The following is a 16,089-nucleotide window of genomic DNA, read 5'->3' as shown; positions in this document are numbered from 1 at the left end:
CGCATTTTTGATTTTTAATTAATAGTTTTCCATAAAAAGTACCGAAGAGCCAAAAAATTTTGGATCTAGGCAGTAAACTCATATTCTAGTAAAAACTTACTTACCTGGTCGGGAAGGCTTTGCTAGGTCTAGATTATGGCTTTTTGATGTACAACTTCTAGTTGGACATAAACAGTCACATTTTAACTCCATATTTGCTTTTCTTCTACCCAAGAGAAAAGAACGAAATTTCTCCCCCGCTCGTCATCTGTCACTCTTCTTCACTATCTTGATACAAATTCTGTAAGTCCTGTAATTGAGTTTTTCGAGAAATTCGGCGATATTTTTTACTTTCCAGTTTTGGCTCGTACTGACTCTGACCTTTACCTTTAGATATTAATTTCAGACTTGATTCGGGGTCAGCTTGTTGGTTAAGATGGGTTTGTTGAGCGATCGCATCATCCAGAAATTCTAAATAATGCTGATATCGTTCCCAGTCACCACTAACAGCACAGTCTGGTTCATCTTTATGTATGCAATCACTAAAGCGACAATGAGCCGCAGCTAGGCGTTCTCTTGCTTCTGGGAAATAGTGAATTAATTCTTCAGGACTACAATCTAAATCCGGTTGATTAAAACCAGGAGTATCTGCTAATAACCCACCTGTAGGCATTTCAAATAATTCTACATGACGGGTGGTATGACGACCACGGGCTAATTTACCAGAAACTTCCCCCACGCGCAGGTTGATATCGGGAATCAAACTATTAATCAAGCTGGATTTCCCCACACCAGAAGGGCCAGCAATCACAGTGATTTTATCCTGCAAATATTCTGCTATTTGGTCAATATTAATATTGTTTTGAACGCTAATAAATAAAGGTTGATAACCCCAAGCCAGTAAGCGATCGCTAATTTGCTGTTTTTCCTCTAAAGAAACTAAATCACATTTATTCAAACATAACAGCACATCAACTCCTGTAGACTCAGCCTTAATTAAAAATCTACTCAATTGAATAGGTTCTAAAGGAGGGTCAGCCACCGCAAAAACCAGGAGAATTTGATTGACATTAGCGATCGCGGGGCGATTTAATTGACTATGACGCGATAAAACTTCACCAACAGCGCCCCGACCCCCAGCCCAATCGGGTTCTTCCACAATCACGCGATCGCCCACCATCACCTGTTGACCAATCTTTTTGAGGCGTGTCCTCCGCGTACAGAGGAGGATGGGGGCAGGGGGCAGGGGGCAGGGGGCAGGGGAGAAATTTATTTCTGATTTCTGATTTCTGATTTCTTCTGAAATCCTGACTGGGCGGGGAAACCCCGCCCCTACCTCCTGACTCCTTGCCACTTCATCCATCTGCACGCGATAAAAATTGGCCTGTACAGCTAACACCGTACCCAATAACTGTCCATTAGCAACATTTTCCCCTGTCATGCCGCAGTAACCGGACGGCGAATAACCAGGGAAAAATAGCCAGCACAATCCGTTATTTGTTCTACTTGATAACCAGCCATGGTCAGACTATCAGGAACTTGTTCTATCGGTTCACCTGGATCTAACCAGACTTCCAGTAAACCTCCAGGGGGCATTTTTTCCAAATATAGTTTTGTCCGCACAAAATTAATCGGACAAGGAGTACCACGCAAATCGAGTTGAGCGTCAGGGGTTAACACAGAAGATGCACTCATGACTTAAACAAGCTTCCTAAGAATCCTTCTAAACCACCTTTACCTGTCCTGTCTCCCTTAATCTTAGCCAGTTTCTCCAGCAGTTCCCGCTCCTCTGGGATGATCTTGCTAGGAATATCAATTAACACCGTCAACATATGATCACCGCGACTCACAGGATTACCCAGACGGGGAACACCACGATTTTCCAATTTCATCACCGTATTCGGTTGAGTTCCGGCGGGAATAATCAACTCCACTGGACCATCTACCGTATTTACCTCTAAACGGCAACCTAAAATTGCTTGTAGGTAGCTAATTTTAATTTCCGAGTTAACATTAATTCCCTCTCGATGAAATTCTTCATCTTCATTAACGAACAAGTAGACATATAAATCTCCCGGAGGACCACTACGTTGACCCGCATCTCCTTCTTGGGAAATCCGTAATCTTGTGCCATTGTCTACACCAGCAGGAACATTGATTTTGAGTTTCTTTGTAACCTGATTTGCGCCTTTGCCATCACAAGCATCACATTTATCCTCAACAACCGTGCCTGTGCCATCACAGGTGGGACAAGTGGAAACTTGGGTAAAGCTCCCAAATGGAGTTCTTGTTACCCGTCTGACTTGGCCTGAACCACTACAAGTGCTGCAAGTTCGCGGACGAGTTCCTGGTTTAGCACCAGAACCACTACACACGTCACAGCTTTCTAAATGGGAAATGCGAATTTCTTTTTCTCCACCAAATACCGCTTCCCGAAACTCTAATTTCAGGTCTAGGCGGAGATCATCGCCCCGTACTGGTCCACTACGCCGTCTTTGTTGGGGTTGTCCACCTCCACCTCCACCCGCACCACCAGCAAAGCCGCTGAAAATGCTTTCAAAGATATCGGCAAAACCACCCATGTCACCCATATCTTGGAAACCAGCACCAGCACCAGCCGCAGCCGCACCGGAAACACCAGCTTCACCAAAACGATCATAACGAGCGCGAACTTCCGGCTCGGATAGGACTTCATAGGCGCGGTTAATTTCCTTAAATCGCTCCTCTGCCCCAGATTCTTTATTTACATCTGGGTGATACTTTCGGGCTAGGCGGCGATAAGCCTGTTTAATCTCTTCTTTGTCGGCGTCACGAGAGACACCCAGGGTTTCATAATAGTCTCGGGCCATATAGCAAGGTTAAGAATTAGAAGGAAGCAGAAGTACGGAAAATAGTAGCTAATAGGTTTAAGGTAACACTTTAATTTTTGTTAATAATTTATTTTACTGATACTTTTTTGCTAGAACTTACTCAAAAGTACACAAACCAGGATTTTCATGACGAATGCGTATCAACATACACTCGTTATTTTAAGTAGACTTGGTTTTCATCTTTGACCTATTTTTTCTTATAGCAAGATCAAGATAGACCATATTTCTATTTTTGATTAAATCATAGCATCCATGATTATTGCTACTGTTGATTAATCTTTTATCATTGTGCTATTTAGGTGTGAAAAAACCCACCCATTGATTATAGGGACTAGCCGTACCATTAGATGTGAAAAACCGACCTATACTTTTAGTTGTATCTATGGTATGGAAGTTTTTAGTCCAACTTGCCAGAAATACGAGAAAGGAATAGGGAACGAGAAAGGAATAGGGAACAAGGGAAGTATTATATCTACTGAACTTTTAGTCTATTGCCTCATAATCAGCTTGTGTGGTACTTTCATTGTCAAAATCAAAGTTGAATTGTGGTATTTGTGTGCTATTCACAGAAAGCTGATTTTCTTCGGGAACAGCTATTTCCGTTAAATCCTCTGGTGCTAATTCCTCGTTATTAGCTTGTTTGTAAACATCTGTACCAATAGCAAACAGAGTTTGTTGGAAATCCTCTAAAAGTGTCTTAAAGTCAGCCGGGGACGTATGGGGATTATTCATTACCTTCTGCAATTGCTCAACCTTATCATTGGCCAAGACTATGAGTGACTCACTGAGTAAATTACGATTATCCCGTAATGTTGAAGCATAACTGAATAACAAGTTATCAGCTTGGTTTTTGAGTTCTACCAGTTCTTTACGTCTTTGATCTTCTTCGGCAAACAATTCGGCTTGTTTCCGCATTTGCTCAATTTCGGTGTTACTTAAGCCACCTGTACTGGTAATACGGATGCTTTGTTCTCTACCTGTACCTTTATCTTGAGCCGCAACTTTGAGGATGCCATTAACATCAATTTCAAAAGCTACTTCAATTTGCGGGACACCACGAGGTGCAGGGGGAATCCCACCCAAGAGAAACTTACCCAAACTTTTATTATCTTTTGCCATTGCCCGTTCTCCTTGGAGGACATGAATTTCCACGGAGGTTTGACCATCAACGGCTGTAGAAAATACTTGAGATTTGCTAGTGGGAATGGTGGTATTACGTTCAATGATTTTTGTGAATACTTCTCCTAGGGTTTCAATCCCTAGGGATAGGGGTGTGACATCTAAAAGCAACAGATTATCTATTTCTCCACCCAAAACCCCGGCTTGGATAGCTGCACCCAGGGCTACCGCTTCATCAGGGTTGACAGAACGATCTGGGGTTTTGCCATTAAAAAACTTAATTAAAGCGTTTTGAACGGCAGGAATACGGGTAGAACCACCTACTAAAATAATCCGATCTATCTGTTGGGGTTTGAGTTCTGCATCTTTGAGGGCTTGGATCATTGGCTCGATAGTCCCCTCAATTAAACTCCCTGTCAGTTCTTCAAATTGAGAACGACTGAGTTCCATTTCCAGATGCTTGGGTCCTGTGATATCAGCAGTGATAAATGGCAGGTTAATGGAGGTACTAACCATGTTGGATAGTTCAACTTTGGCCTTTTCCGCTGCTTCCCGCAGTCGTTGTAATGCCATTTTATCGAGGGCAATATCTATTTTCTCTTCTGCCTTAAATCGCTCTACCATCCAGCGAACAATGGCATTATCAAAGTCGTCTCCTCCTAGGTGGTTATTCCCACAGGTGGCTTTAACTTCAAAAACTCCGTCTCCAAGTTGAAGAATGGATACGTCAAATGTCCCTCCGCCTAAATCAAATACTAAAATTAACTGCTCTTGATCTTGCTTGTCTAAGCCAAAGGCTAGGGCGGCGGCGGTGGGTTCGTTGATAATTCTTAAGACTTCTAAGCCAGCAATAGTCCCAGCATCTTTGGTGGCTTGTCTTTGGGCATCTGTAAAATATGCTGGTACGGTAATTACTGCTTTTGTTACCGCCTCACCTAAGAAATTTTCTGCATCTTGCTTGAGCTTTTGCAAGACCATAGAGGAGATTTCTTGGGGTGTGTAGTTCCGCCCGCGAATTTGCACATCCACGGTATCATCTCTACCTTTGATGCAGTTATAAGGAACACGTTCGCGCTCTAATTCTGTATCTTCCCAACGACGGCCAATAAATCTTTTGATACTGTAGACTGTGTTTTCTGCATTAGTTACAGATTGTCGCTTGGCCAGTTGTCCGACTAGGCGATCATTCCCTTTACCAAAGCCCACAATACTAGGAGTAGTGCGTCCCCCTTCGGAGTTAGCAATTACTATTGGTTGTCCAGCTTCCAAAACAGCAACACAACTATTAGTAGTACCTAAATCAATGCCAATAACTTTTCCCATACTTAAAGTATTTTTAGTGCAAATATTTTACCGTAATTATTTACGGACGGTTGTGTTTCAGCTACAGGATACAAAACTTATAGCAAAACTTATGTAAATTATATTATAAGCGATTATACACATAGAGTTTACTGTTGTAAAGAACTAGTACCCCAGGGCGGAATTAAAAATTAAAAATTAAAAATTAAAAAAGCACATTACACAACCATTCAAAATAACCAAACAGCATACTATGTATCAACAGCCCTATGCTGTTTAAAATATACAATACTGGCTGTGCTTAAAAACCCCATAGTTTATTGAGGATAAGGGTTTAAGGGAAAGAAAAGTGCTGGTTTCCCTAAACCCTTATATCCCCACACCCCTACATCCAGTCCTAGCTGAAGCTGCTTAAGCGAGTAGCATGATTTTGCCTAGACTGAATCTTCTGGGGAAGAAGATACATCTTCCTTGGGAGCAGCTACTTTCACCATGGCATGGCGTAATACGCGCTCTCCAAAATAATAACCACGAACTAACTCTTCTAAAACTGTTCCTTCTGGATGTTCATCTGTCGGTTCTCTCATCACTGCTTCATGTAAGTTCGGGTCAAATTCTTGACCTTCAGGGCGCATGGGTGCTACTCCTAGCCGTTTCAGGCAATCTACCAACTGCTTGTAAACGCCTTGATAGCTCTTGTGAATTGTCATTTCACCGTCCCCTTGGGGTTTGAGGTGCGCTCGCGCTCTCTCAAAATTATCAACTACAGGCAGCAATTCTGTAATTGTGTTTCGCTTTACCTGTAGGTCTAATTCTTCTTTTTCCTTGGCAGTTCGTTTGCGGTAATTCTCAAAATCTGCGGCAATTCGCATATATTGAGTGCTACGTTCTTCTAATTGAATTTTTAGAGACTCAATTTGTTGAGTTAAATCTGACAAAGCAGCGATATCAATTTCTATGGGCTGTGCCGTAGCGTCGCCACTTTCTTCAGTCAGTATAGTATCTTCTTGTTCATTCATTTGGTTTGCTATTTGCTCAGTCATCTCGGTGCTAGATTCGTTGGAGTTAATTTCAGATGGGGAATCACTTTTCATAAGAATATGTGGTAAGTGGGAAACTCAGTGGGTTCGCCTCATTGCTGGCTTATATAGTTTACCTGTTTATTTTCGTTTACTATTATCTACTCATCCCAGATGCTTTTAACAGCAGAAATTTAATTACTGATATTTTGACAGGAAGTGATATCACTGTCATCCTCTGGTGACAAATGGTGAATAGAATAGTAAAGGAAGATAAATCAATTCCAGATTGCCGAAAACTTCCCCCAATTGCCTACTGCTTATTGCTTATGGCCTATTGCCTAACTCCCCGATCATCAAAATTTTTACGGACAAAGGTTGTTGACTTAAATTTAATACGGTATCAATGAGAATTATTAACCACAGTATGGGAATACTTAAAAGAGAGGTTCCCCTACCCTAACCCAATTGCTTATGACTTACTCATCACCACAACGGCGCAGCACCGCTCTAACGACAAGAACTGAGTTTTCGCCTTTCGGTAATAAGCTAGTACAATCTGGCTTTGTTAATAATGAACAAATGAGACAGGCTGTAATTGAAAGCCGCAAGTCTGGTAGACCACTGACAGATGTATTAGAGTCAATCACTGAGCGGAAATTATCACCTGAGTTTGTCAGGGAATACAAAAAACAACATTTATTTGAACTAAAAATCCTTTACGGCATTGAGTCCCTTGATCCGGAAGTCAGCGAAATTGATACAACAAACGTAGGGACTTTAATTCAATCCCTTATCCCTGTTGATATCTGTCGTCGGCATCGGTTAGTCCCATTGTCAAGAAATGATCACCAAAATCCACCTTTTGTGTTGGTGGCGATGGTTGATCCAGATAATTTGGAAGCTTCTGATGATCTTAACCGCATCTTACGTCCTCAAAGCTTGGCTTTGCAACGGATTGTTATTACCCAGGAGGATTACCAGAAAATTATTAATCAATACTTAGATGAACAAGCTGTCCGTCAAAAGGTCATAGACCAGCAAAAATCTTATGATGTTAAAGGGGCTTTAGAAGATTTAGGCAATCAAGACATAGAGGAAGTTTCTGATAATGATGTTGATTTAGATAATACACAGAATGCTAATGATGCACCCATCATTAAACTTGTCAATAAAATTTTGTTGAAAGCTTTAAACGAGGGTGTTTCCGATATTCACATTGAACCACAGGAAGAATATTTACGGGTGCGTTTCCGTAAAGATGGGGTATTGCGTGAGGCATTTGAAAATATGCCGAAAAAAATCATTCCTGCGGTAACAGCCCGATTTAAGATTATTTCTAACCTAGATATTGCTGAAAGGCGTTTACCTCAAGATGGACGGATTCGCCGCATATTTGCGGGCAGGAAAGTAGATTTCCGGGTAAATACCCTCCCTAGTCGCTATGGCGAAAAAGTAGTGTTACGGATTTTAGATAACTCCTCCACCCAATTGGGTTTGGATAAGTTAATCACTGATCCAGAAACATTGAATATAGTCAAGGATATGGTTAGTAAACCATTCGGCTTGATTCTCGTGACAGGCCCAACTGGTTCGGGTAAAACCACTTCTTTGTATTCAGCACTATCAGAAAAAAATGATCCTGGTATTAATATCAGTACCGTAGAAGATCCCATTGAGTACAGTTTGCCAGGGATTACTCAAGTACAGGTAATTCGGGAAAAAGGCTTAGATTTCTCGACGGCATTGCGGGCTTTCTTACGTCAAGATCCAGATGTGTTACTGGTGGGGGAAACACGAGATAAGGAAACAGCAAAAACGGCGATTGAAGCCGCATTAACAGGTCACTTAGTATTAACTACCTTACACACTAATGATGCGCCTGGAGCGATCGCTCGATTAGGAGAAATGGACATCGAACCTTTCATGGTTTCCAGTTCTTTGATTGGGGTTTTAGCACAACGTCTAGTTCGTCGTGTTTGTTCTGAATGCCGGATTGCCTATACTCCCACCATTGAAGAACTAGCTCGCTATGGTCTATCCGCTTCCCAAGAGGCTCAGGTGACTTTCTACAAAGCTAACATCATCCCACCGGAAGAAATAGCCACCAACGCAAATCTTTGTCCAAAATGTAATGGTGTTGGCTACAAAGGCCGTTGTGGCGTTTATGAAGTGATGCGGATTACTGAAAATTTACAAACCCTCATCAATCAGGCAGCACCTACAGAACGGATTAAAGAAGTAGCTGTTGAAGAGGGGATGAAAACCTTACTAGCGTACAGTTTAGACCTAGTCCGTCAAGGTGCAACTACCCTAGAAGAAGTAGAACGGGTTACATTTACAGATACCGGTTTAGAGGCTGAATTAAAAGCTAAACGGAAAAGTGGTCTGACTTGCCTAACTTGTAGTGGAGAACTAAAACCAGAATGGTTAGATTGTCCTTACTGTATGACACCCAGGTTTACAGATTAGGCGCTTATTTTTGGTTTTTGAGGTTTTTATTGTTAATTAATTGGAGCAGCAGAACACTATGGAAATGATGATTGAAGACTTGATGGAACAACTTATTGATCGGGGTGGTTCAGACCTGCACCTATCCGCTGGTTTGCCTCCCTATTTCCGGATCAGTGGCCATCTTACGCCTATTGGTGACCAAAGCCTCACCGCCGATGAGTGCCAAAGGCTAATTTTTAGTATGCTCAATAACACTCAGCGCAAAACCCTAGAGCAGACATGGGAATTAGATTGTTCCTATGGTGTGAAAGGATTGGCGCGGTTCCGGGTGAATGTCTATAAAGAACGTGGTGCTTATGCTGCTTGTTTACGAGCATTAAGTTCTAAAATTCCTAACTTTGAAAAATTAGGGTTGCCAGATATAGTTCGAGAAATGACGGAAAAACCGAGAGGATTAATTCTAGTTACTGGTCCTACAGGTTCTGGTAAAACCACTACCCTAGCGGCGATGATTGATTTAATTAACCGCACTAGAGCAGAGCATATTTTAACAGTTGAAGACCCCATTGAATTTGTTTATGAACCAATTAAAAGCCTAGTTCACCAACGCCAATTAGGGGAAGATACAAAAAGTTTTGCTAATGCTTTAAAAGCAGCTTTACGGGAAGATCCTGATATTGTTCTAGTAGGGGAAATGCGGGATTTAGAAACCATTGCTTTGGCAATTTCCGCAGCCGAAACAGGTCACTTAGTATTTGGCACATTACATACTAGTTCAGCCGCACAAACTGTTGACCGGATTATTGACGTTTTCCCCTCAGAAAGACAAACTCAGGTGCGGGTACAGTTATCTAACTCCTTAGTAGCAGTTTTTAGCCAAACTTTAGTATCTAAGAAAAATCCCAAACCAGGTGAATATGGTCGGGTAATGGCTCAAGAAATTATGGTGATCACTCCCGCTATTTCTAACTTGATTCGGGAAGGAAAAACAGCACAAATTTACTCAGCTATTCAAACCGGGGGTAAAGTGGGAATGCAAACTCTAGAAAAAGTTTTAGCTGATTTATACAAAGCTGGAACTATTTCTTTTGAAGCAGCAATATCTAAAACCTCTAAACCAGATGAAGTCCAGCGTCTAATTGGTGCAACAGCCCCCGCAGGAACTAAAGTACGTTAAAGGGAACGGGGCAGGGGGCAGGGGGCAGGGGGCAGGGAGCAGGGGGCAGGGAGCAGGGGAGCAAAGGGAGAAAGAATTTTCCCAATCACCAATTACCAATTAGCAATTACCAATTACAAAAATTTAAATTAATATTATGCCTACCTATGTTGCGCGTATTCGTGACTCTCAAGGAAAATCTAGAACTGAAAAATTTACCGCTGATTCCTTGACTGACGCTCGAACTAATCTTAGAGATCAAGGTTTTGTGGTTCAAGATTTAAAAGAATCTCAAAGCTTGGCTTCTCGGTTTGATATCAAGAAAATTCAGAATTCCTTTGTTAAGGTTTCTGTAAAAGATAAAGCGGTTTTTTCCCGTCAATTTGCTGCTTTGGTGAATGCAGGTGTGGCCATAGTCAGGGGTTTGGGTGTACTATCTGAACAGTGTAGTAATCCTAAGCTGAAAGCGGCTTTGATGGAACTTAGTGCCGATGTGCAAACTGGAATTAGCCTTTCAGATGCCATGCGTAAACATCCTGATTGTTTTGATGGTTTGTATGTGAGTATGGTACAAGCTGGAGAAATTGGGGGTGTGTTAGATGAGGTGTTAAATCGTCTAGCTAAATTATTAGAAGACATGGCACGATTACAAAACCAAATTAAATCAGCTATGTCTTATCCAGTAGTAGTCGGTTTTTTAGCAACTGCTATTTTTGTGGGAATGACAGTTTTTCTGATTCCTATTTTTGCTAAAATCTTCAAAGATATAGGCATAGAATTACCACCACTCACACAATTTTTGATGACTTGTAGTGAAATATTACGAAGTTATTGGTCTTTATTGATTATTGGGATTCTCATTGCATTGTCTTTTGTCTATAAGCAATATTACAAAACCCCCATTGGTAGGTTAAATATTGATAGTATTTCTCTAAAGCTACCTTTGTTTGGTGATTTGATTCAAAAATCTTCCATTGCCCGGTTTAGTCGGACTTTTGGTTCATTAACTCGCTCTGGAGTCCCAATTTTAACCTGTTTAGAAATTGTGCGGGATACATCAGGAAACCAAGTTATTGCTAATGCTATTGATGATGCTCGTGAAGAGGTTCAACAGGGGGGGATGATTAGTGTGGCTTTACTCAAAGCGGCTGTTTTTCCGGCTATGGCAATTCAGATGATGAGTATCGGGGAAGAAACGGGTCAACTAGATGGAATGTTAATGAAAGTTGCCGATTTCTATGAAGATGAAGTAGAACAAGCTGTTAAATCACTCACCAGTATTTTAGAACCAATAATGATTGTCGTACTGGGGGGAATGGTAGGGACAATTTTGCTGGCTATGTATCTGCCGATGTTCAAAGTATTTGAAAAGATGGGTTAATTAAAAGTTGAAAAATGGAGAATGAAAACCTTCATTTTTCATCCTTTACACTTCTAAATAAACAAAATTATGTCTGTACAAAAATCTCTTTATGAAGCTAGTTTAGCTGATTACAGTAATCATATATCAGCGATCGCTCTCCTCAAACAACATCGTCCCTATTTGGAGATGATTCCTAGTCTCCGTCGTCCTTCGGAAAGTGTCATTACTATCCCTCTACCCATAGTCCGCATCCGTGATCTAGAAACTAAGACCTCACAAACCACAAGTTTACCCTGTGATATCGCCATTATCATGTGTGACCCAGAATGGAAAATTAAAACCGGTGCGGAGATTTTAGTTTTTATTCATCGTCCCCATGAGGACTTTTCTGATGTATTAGGAAGATGGCGCAAAAGTCAAGTGTTGTTAGATAGGGAATACGAATGGATCATGCACCCTCGTCACAGTCATATTTTGAGTGAAGGTGCTAATACCATTTATCCTCTGTTTGTAGTTTTTCATCAAACATCAGAACGTATCCAACGGGGTTTGGTAGGTGCTGATTTGCCATTTATCATCCAAGCACCTACCACTGTCATAGAAGAAGCGGCTATTGAGTCCTTTAGCAGCTTAGAGTCTGAATCAGGATTTTCAGGATTTAAGGATTTTCAAGATTAATATCATGTTTTTCATCCCCAGTCCCTAGTCCCCAATCTCCTATTTTACAAACTTAGGCATGATTTCCGCCGCCGTGAATAAGCCAGAAATGCCCCGTTGATGCAATTCCTGACCAGCTTTAAGATAACCAAAGGCTGGACCACAGACATTGGCGGCCATGCTGGTTTCATCGCCTAATGTAAAGGTGTGGGTGGATATTTTCCCCTCAAAGGTGCGTCCTGTAACTTTCACATTGGTACTCAGGGGCTTTTTGGGGTTGCGGGTATCAACGACACCACCAACTGTGACTCTATCCCGTGAACAAATTCCGGCAATTTCTAACATCACATCATCAGCGTGTTCCATGTTTGCCAAAGTTAACACGCCGTTGGTTTGATCTAGTAATGCTTCCACCTCTGCATCTGTCATGGCTCTAGCAGCTTCTACACTATAACCGGGCATATGACCAATATCTTCGCGGACGGTAGCGCGGTAAGCCTCCCAGTTAGCAATTCCCACACCAAAGGTAATTTCCACATTGTGAATTTCGGCGTAACTTTGGGCGGCTAATGCGGCGGCGGCGGTTAACAGTCCAGGAGTAGCACCACAGCCTGTCATGTATGTAATTCCCGCAGCTTGCAGTTCGTCTTTCATGGTTAAAAGTTGTTCAACTGCACTGGTGCGTTTAATTGCGTCCACTAGGACACCTTTCCAACCCGCTTGAATAAATTCTTTGGCTACCGAGGGGATAAAGTCGTTGGGGAGGTTGGGTAAAGCTAGGAAATAACCATCTACAGCGTTACCAGTGGCTTGAATTAAATCCTGAATGCTGTTATTGCTTAATGTGCCAACTGGTTCTAAATAACCGACTGTACCTTGATTTTGGTAGGTGGTAATACAAGCTTGGGTGTTTAAGCCTTCGGTGGAGTAAGCGTAGCCTTTTTGGTCTGCGGCTGCAACTAAGATCATTTCTCGTTTGCTGGACAGGAGTTTTGCGGCTGCTTGGCCGAGTCCACCAAATCCTAGGACTCCGACGCGGATAGGTTGGTTGGTTGGTTGTGTGTTCATAGTTATTTTAGTAGGGCGTATAAACCTAAATTTTCCGTATAATAGCTAGTTATGCTGTAAAAATCTACCTGATTGCGAAAACTATTATTATATATCAATTTGGATTCTCCAGTTGTGCAGTTCTATTTGGGAAATTTGCCAGATGCACATAATCGCGCAATAGAATGGTTTAGGAAATAATATTTTTTACTTATTTTTGGATGAAAATCTCAATAAATTCATAAATCACAATCTTGTAAATCCTCAAATCCTGTAAATCCTGATTCTGACAATATCTAAATAAATAACCGACAATATCAGGACTAAGAGGTAATTGTTAAATGTGTTCCGGAATTATTCAATATCGTTTGAAACTAATTTTTTACGAATTGAAAGGAGAACTTGTAGAGACATTTAATAAAACGTCTCTACACCAACCGATAACCCCCTAAACTTTCAGAACTTTTTCTGCTTGGAAATGCAGTAGTAAACCATATTCCAAACCTTCAACTACAGCTTGATAGGAAGCTTCCAAAATGTTTGAAGAAACTCCTACAGTAGTCCATCGTTGTTGACCATTCCCCGATTCTACTAAAGCGCGAGTTTTTGCAGATGTCCCTGTATGTCCATTAAGAATTCTAACTTTGTAATCAGTCAACTCAAAATCGGCAATTTGCGGATAGAAGTTCACCAAAGCCTTACGCAAAGCCGCATCCAAAGCCGCTACTGGTCCATTACCTTCTGCGGCTTCGAGAATATTTTTACCATTAACAGCTACTTTTACCGTAGCTAAAGAATTAGTAGATTCTTTCATCTCCACCAAATCACAATGGACTTGAAAACCTTGAACTTCAAAAAACTGTTGACGACATGATAAAGCCTCATACATCAACAGAATAAAACTAGCTTCTGCGGCTTCAAATTGATAGCCTTGACTTTCCAATTCCTTCATGCGGTGGAGAATTTGTCTAGCTTGGGGATGATCCTTATCTAATTCAATCCCACAAGTTCGGGCTTTAGCTAAGACATTACTTAAACCAGACTGTTCAGAAATAACAATGCGGCGGTGATTTCCTACCAATTCCGGTTGAATATGTTCATAGGTTAAAGGATTACGTTCTACCGCAGAGACATGAATCCCGCCTTTATGAGCAAAAGCCGAACGTCCCACAAAAGGTGCGTGTTCATCAGGTGCAAGATTAACAACTTCGCTGACAAACCGACTAGCTTCTGTAAGTTGATTTAGCTGGTGTTCACCGATACAACTATAACCCAGCTTTAGCTGTAAATTAGGAATCACAGAACACAGATTAGCATTACCGCAACGTTCCCCATAACCGTTAATTGTCCCTTGTACCATTTTAGCTCCAGCCATAACTGCTGCTAAGGCATTAGCAACCGCCATTTCTGAATCATTATGAGTATGTATTCCTATTTGGGGAATGGGTAATTGGTGATTGGTGATTGGTGATTGGGTAAGAGTTTTTTCCTCATTCCCAGTCCCCAGTCCCCAGTCCCCAGTCACTTGCACAACATCTTTAACAATTTGCGAAACTTCATGAGGTAAAGTCCCACCATTGGTATCACATAAAACTAACCATTCTGCACCTGCTGTGACTGCTGCTTTGAGCGTTTGTAAAGCATAATCAGGATTTTGCTTATAACCATCAAACCAATGTTCAGCATCGTAAATTACCCGTCGTCCTTGAGAACGCAGATACTCGATTGTGTCAGCAATCATGGCTAAATTTTCCTCCAGACTGGTCTTGAGTCCGGCTGTAACGTGCAAATCCCAGGATTTACCGAAAATTGTCACCCAGCGCGTACCTGCCGCTAAAATCGCTGGGAGCATGGGTTCATCTCTAGCTTTGGTATGAGGGCGACGGGTGGAGCAAAAAGGAACAACTTCTGCTTGCTTGAGGGGATTTTGTTGAAGTTGCTGGAAAAATTGCCCGTCTTTAGAATTTGCTCCCGGCCAACCACCTTCAATAAAGGGAATACCTAATTCATCGAGTCTGTGAGCAATGCGTAACTTATCTTCTATGGAGACTGACAGTCCTTCCCGTTGCGTTCCGTCGCGGAGGGTAGTGTCATAGATCCAAAGTTGATTTGAGGGAGTCATAGTCATAAAAATTTGGTGAACCGTTGGTTCAACACTGACACCTAAGAGACAACTTTGTGGCGATGTGCCAATATACAACAAAAAGCTATGTTGGTAATTTCAATATGCCTCAGATAGTAGCGCAAGGTAAATTAATTGAGTGTGAAAGTCAAGCCAATTTACGCAAAGTTCTGTTAGAACATGGTATTGACCTCTACAATGGCAGTTCTAGAATTATCAACTGTCGAGGCATTGGCACTTGTGGTACTTGTGCGGTTAAGGTAGAAGGCGAAGTGTCCGCAGTCAATTGGCGTGATCAAACACGGCGTTCCCTTCCTCCCCATTCTCCTACAAATGGCCTGCGTTTAGCTTGTCAAACTCAGGTTTTAGGTAATGTCAAAGTAACTAAATTTCATGGGTTTTGGGGTCAAGGTTCTCAATTAGTTTGGACACCAGAAGGTTAACAAGGAGAGAAATAAGATGGGTAGATGGACACCCTTGATTTTAATGGCTGGCGGTGTAGCGATTTTGCTAGGTACGTTACTGGGAATTAACTTTCCTATGGGCGGACAACAAAGTGCTAATGTTCCACCAGGACGCAGAGCATCCAGCGTCCTCCCAGCTAATATTAATGTTAATAGCAGTGCTAATAGGGATGATGCGGAAAATAATTTTAGCAATGAGTCAGCAACTACTAGCAATAGTGATGCTGTCGCTGAAAGCCGCCGTACCAGTGTAGCTCAAAGTAATGCTTCGACGGAGACTTCAGGCAATTCTTCTAACAGTACACAGGAAACTAGTGGTAGTATTGACAATTCTAGTTCCAATTCCAGTTCCAGTTCCAGTTCTACTAATGAAACTTCGACTACAGAGAGTAGCTCAAATTCCAGTAGTAATAATAGTCAAGAGAAAGAACCGATTCGCGCTTTGTGGTAGTTAGGGACAAATCAAGTCAAAGGTCAAAACTCAAAATTAAAGAACTAATGACCAATGACCAATTTTCACCCCTTCCGCGCCATTTA

The 16,089-nt window shown here is 41.6% G+C and carries 12 protein-coding genes and 1 pseudogene; 6 read left to right on the top strand and 7 right to left on the bottom strand.

Translation table 11 applies throughout. The features are described from left to right. Positions 1–250: 250 nt before the first annotated feature. The 5 genes and pseudogenes from rsgA to grpE all read right to left on the bottom strand — a co-directional run bounded on the left by rsgA (position 251) and on the right by grpE (position 6,447). Entirely contained in the window at positions 251–1,420 is a 1,170-nt protein-coding gene (rsgA, locus tag FJR11_RS14330) for a small ribosomal subunit biogenesis GTPase RsgA (RefSeq protein WP_168504773.1), read from the bottom strand. After that, a complete protein-coding gene (locus FJR11_RS14325) occupies positions 1,417–1,674 on the bottom strand; it encodes a sulfurtransferase TusA family protein (RefSeq protein ID WP_168504771.1) in 258 nt (85 codons plus the stop codon). The genes rsgA and FJR11_RS14325 overlap by 4 nt, the downstream gene beginning before the upstream one ends. Next, a complete protein-coding gene (gene dnaJ, locus FJR11_RS14320; RefSeq protein WP_168504769.1) occupies positions 1,671–2,828 on the bottom strand; it encodes a molecular chaperone DnaJ in 1,158 nt (385 codons plus the stop codon). The genes FJR11_RS14325 and dnaJ overlap by 4 nt, the downstream gene beginning before the upstream one ends. 504 nt (positions 2,829–3,332) lie before the next feature. Continuing rightward, positions 3,333–5,291: a molecular chaperone DnaK gene (gene dnaK / locus FJR11_RS14315; protein WP_168504767.1), complete on the bottom strand. Its 1,959-nt coding sequence runs from the start codon at positions 5,289–5,291 to the stop codon at positions 3,333–3,335. A gap of 413 nt (positions 5,292–5,704) precedes the next feature. Further along, a pseudogene (grpE, locus tag FJR11_RS14310) lies at positions 5,705–6,447 on the bottom strand (nucleotide exchange factor GrpE). Between the two features lie 316 nt (positions 6,448–6,763). Here grpE and FJR11_RS14305 point away from each other — a divergent pair. From FJR11_RS14305 to FJR11_RS14290, 4 genes are all read left to right on the top strand, one after another. After that, the gene (locus FJR11_RS14305; RefSeq protein ID WP_168504763.1) at positions 6,764–8,761 is read left to right on the top strand and encodes a GspE/PulE family protein; all 1,998 of its coding nucleotides are present in this window, start codon (positions 6,764–6,766) and stop codon (positions 8,759–8,761) included. Positions 8,762–8,819: 58 nt separating this feature from the next. Next, positions 8,820–9,920 carry a type IV pilus twitching motility protein PilT gene (locus tag FJR11_RS14300; RefSeq protein ID WP_168504761.1) on the top strand — a complete coding sequence of 367 codons (1,101 nt, stop codon included), beginning with the start codon at positions 8,820–8,822 and terminating at the stop codon, positions 9,918–9,920. A 136-nt stretch (positions 9,921–10,056) separates the two neighbouring features. Continuing rightward, positions 10,057–11,280, top strand: coding sequence for a type II secretion system F family protein (locus FJR11_RS14295; protein WP_168504759.1), 1,224 nt, complete (start codon positions 10,057–10,059; stop codon positions 11,278–11,280). A gap of 69 nt (positions 11,281–11,349) precedes the next feature. Next, complete coding sequence (locus tag FJR11_RS14290; protein WP_168504757.1) at positions 11,350–11,940, top strand: hypothetical protein; 591 nt, start codon at positions 11,350–11,352, stop codon at positions 11,938–11,940. Between the two features lie 39 nt (positions 11,941–11,979). Here FJR11_RS14290 and FJR11_RS14285 read toward each other — a convergent pair whose 3' ends face one another. Together FJR11_RS14285 and cimA are read right to left on the bottom strand one after the other, a co-directional pair. Continuing rightward, a complete protein-coding gene (locus tag FJR11_RS14285) occupies positions 11,980–12,987 on the bottom strand; it encodes a saccharopine dehydrogenase-like oxidoreductase (protein WP_168504755.1) in 1,008 nt (335 codons plus the stop codon). A 427-nt stretch (positions 12,988–13,414) separates the two neighbouring features. Beyond that, positions 13,415–15,094, bottom strand: coding sequence for a citramalate synthase (cimA, locus tag FJR11_RS14280; RefSeq protein ID WP_168504753.1), 1,680 nt, complete (start codon positions 15,092–15,094; stop codon positions 13,415–13,417). Between the two features lie 98 nt (positions 15,095–15,192). Between cimA and FJR11_RS14275 the strand changes: the two genes are divergently transcribed. After that, positions 15,193–15,531 (top strand): 2Fe-2S iron-sulfur cluster-binding protein, encoded by a 339-nt coding sequence (locus FJR11_RS14275; protein ID WP_168504751.1) that lies wholly within the window; start codon positions 15,193–15,195, stop codon positions 15,529–15,531. Positions 15,532–15,547: 16 nt separating this feature from the next. Further along, complete coding sequence (locus FJR11_RS14270) at positions 15,548–16,003, top strand: hypothetical protein (protein WP_168504749.1); 456 nt, start codon at positions 15,548–15,550, stop codon at positions 16,001–16,003. The last annotated feature ends 86 nt before the right edge of the window (positions 16,004–16,089 follow it).

The sequence above is a fragment of the Anabaena sp. UHCC 0187 genome (assembly GCF_009712035.1).
Taxonomy (GTDB): domain Bacteria; phylum Cyanobacteriota; class Cyanobacteriia; order Cyanobacteriales; family Nostocaceae; genus Dolichospermum.
The sequence above is the reverse complement of the archived record's forward strand: the minus strand, read 5'-3'. Positions and strand labels throughout refer to the sequence as shown.

Bases quoted from the DNA above. Each gene is read 5' to 3' on its own strand.
- rsgA (WP_168504773.1), bottom strand. From the start codon at position 1,420: ATGACAGGGGAAAATGTTGCTAATGGACAGTTATTGGGTACGGTGTTA.
- FJR11_RS14325 (WP_168504771.1), bottom strand. From the start codon at position 1,674: ATGAGTGCATCTTCTGTGTTAACCCCTGACGCTCAACTCGATTTGCGT.
- dnaJ (WP_168504769.1), bottom strand. From the start codon at position 2,828: ATGGCCCGAGACTATTATGAAACCCTGGGTGTCTCTCGTGACGCCGAC.
- dnaK (WP_168504767.1), bottom strand. From the start codon at position 5,291: ATGGGAAAAGTTATTGGCATTGATTTAGGTACTACTAATAGTTGTGTT.
- FJR11_RS14305 (WP_168504763.1), top strand. From the start codon at position 6,764: ATGACTTACTCATCACCACAACGGCGCAGCACCGCTCTAACGACAAGA.
- FJR11_RS14300 (WP_168504761.1), top strand. From the start codon at position 8,820: ATGGAAATGATGATTGAAGACTTGATGGAACAACTTATTGATCGGGGT.
- FJR11_RS14295 (WP_168504759.1), top strand. From the start codon at position 10,057: ATGCCTACCTATGTTGCGCGTATTCGTGACTCTCAAGGAAAATCTAGA.
- FJR11_RS14290 (WP_168504757.1), top strand. From the start codon at position 11,350: ATGTCTGTACAAAAATCTCTTTATGAAGCTAGTTTAGCTGATTACAGT.
- FJR11_RS14285 (WP_168504755.1), bottom strand. From the start codon at position 12,987: ATGAACACACAACCAACCAACCAACCTATCCGCGTCGGAGTCCTAGGA.
- cimA (WP_168504753.1), bottom strand. From the start codon at position 15,094: ATGACTATGACTCCCTCAAATCAACTTTGGATCTATGACACTACCCTC.
- FJR11_RS14275 (WP_168504751.1), top strand. From the start codon at position 15,193: ATGCCTCAGATAGTAGCGCAAGGTAAATTAATTGAGTGTGAAAGTCAA.
- FJR11_RS14270 (WP_168504749.1), top strand. From the start codon at position 15,548: ATGGGTAGATGGACACCCTTGATTTTAATGGCTGGCGGTGTAGCGATT.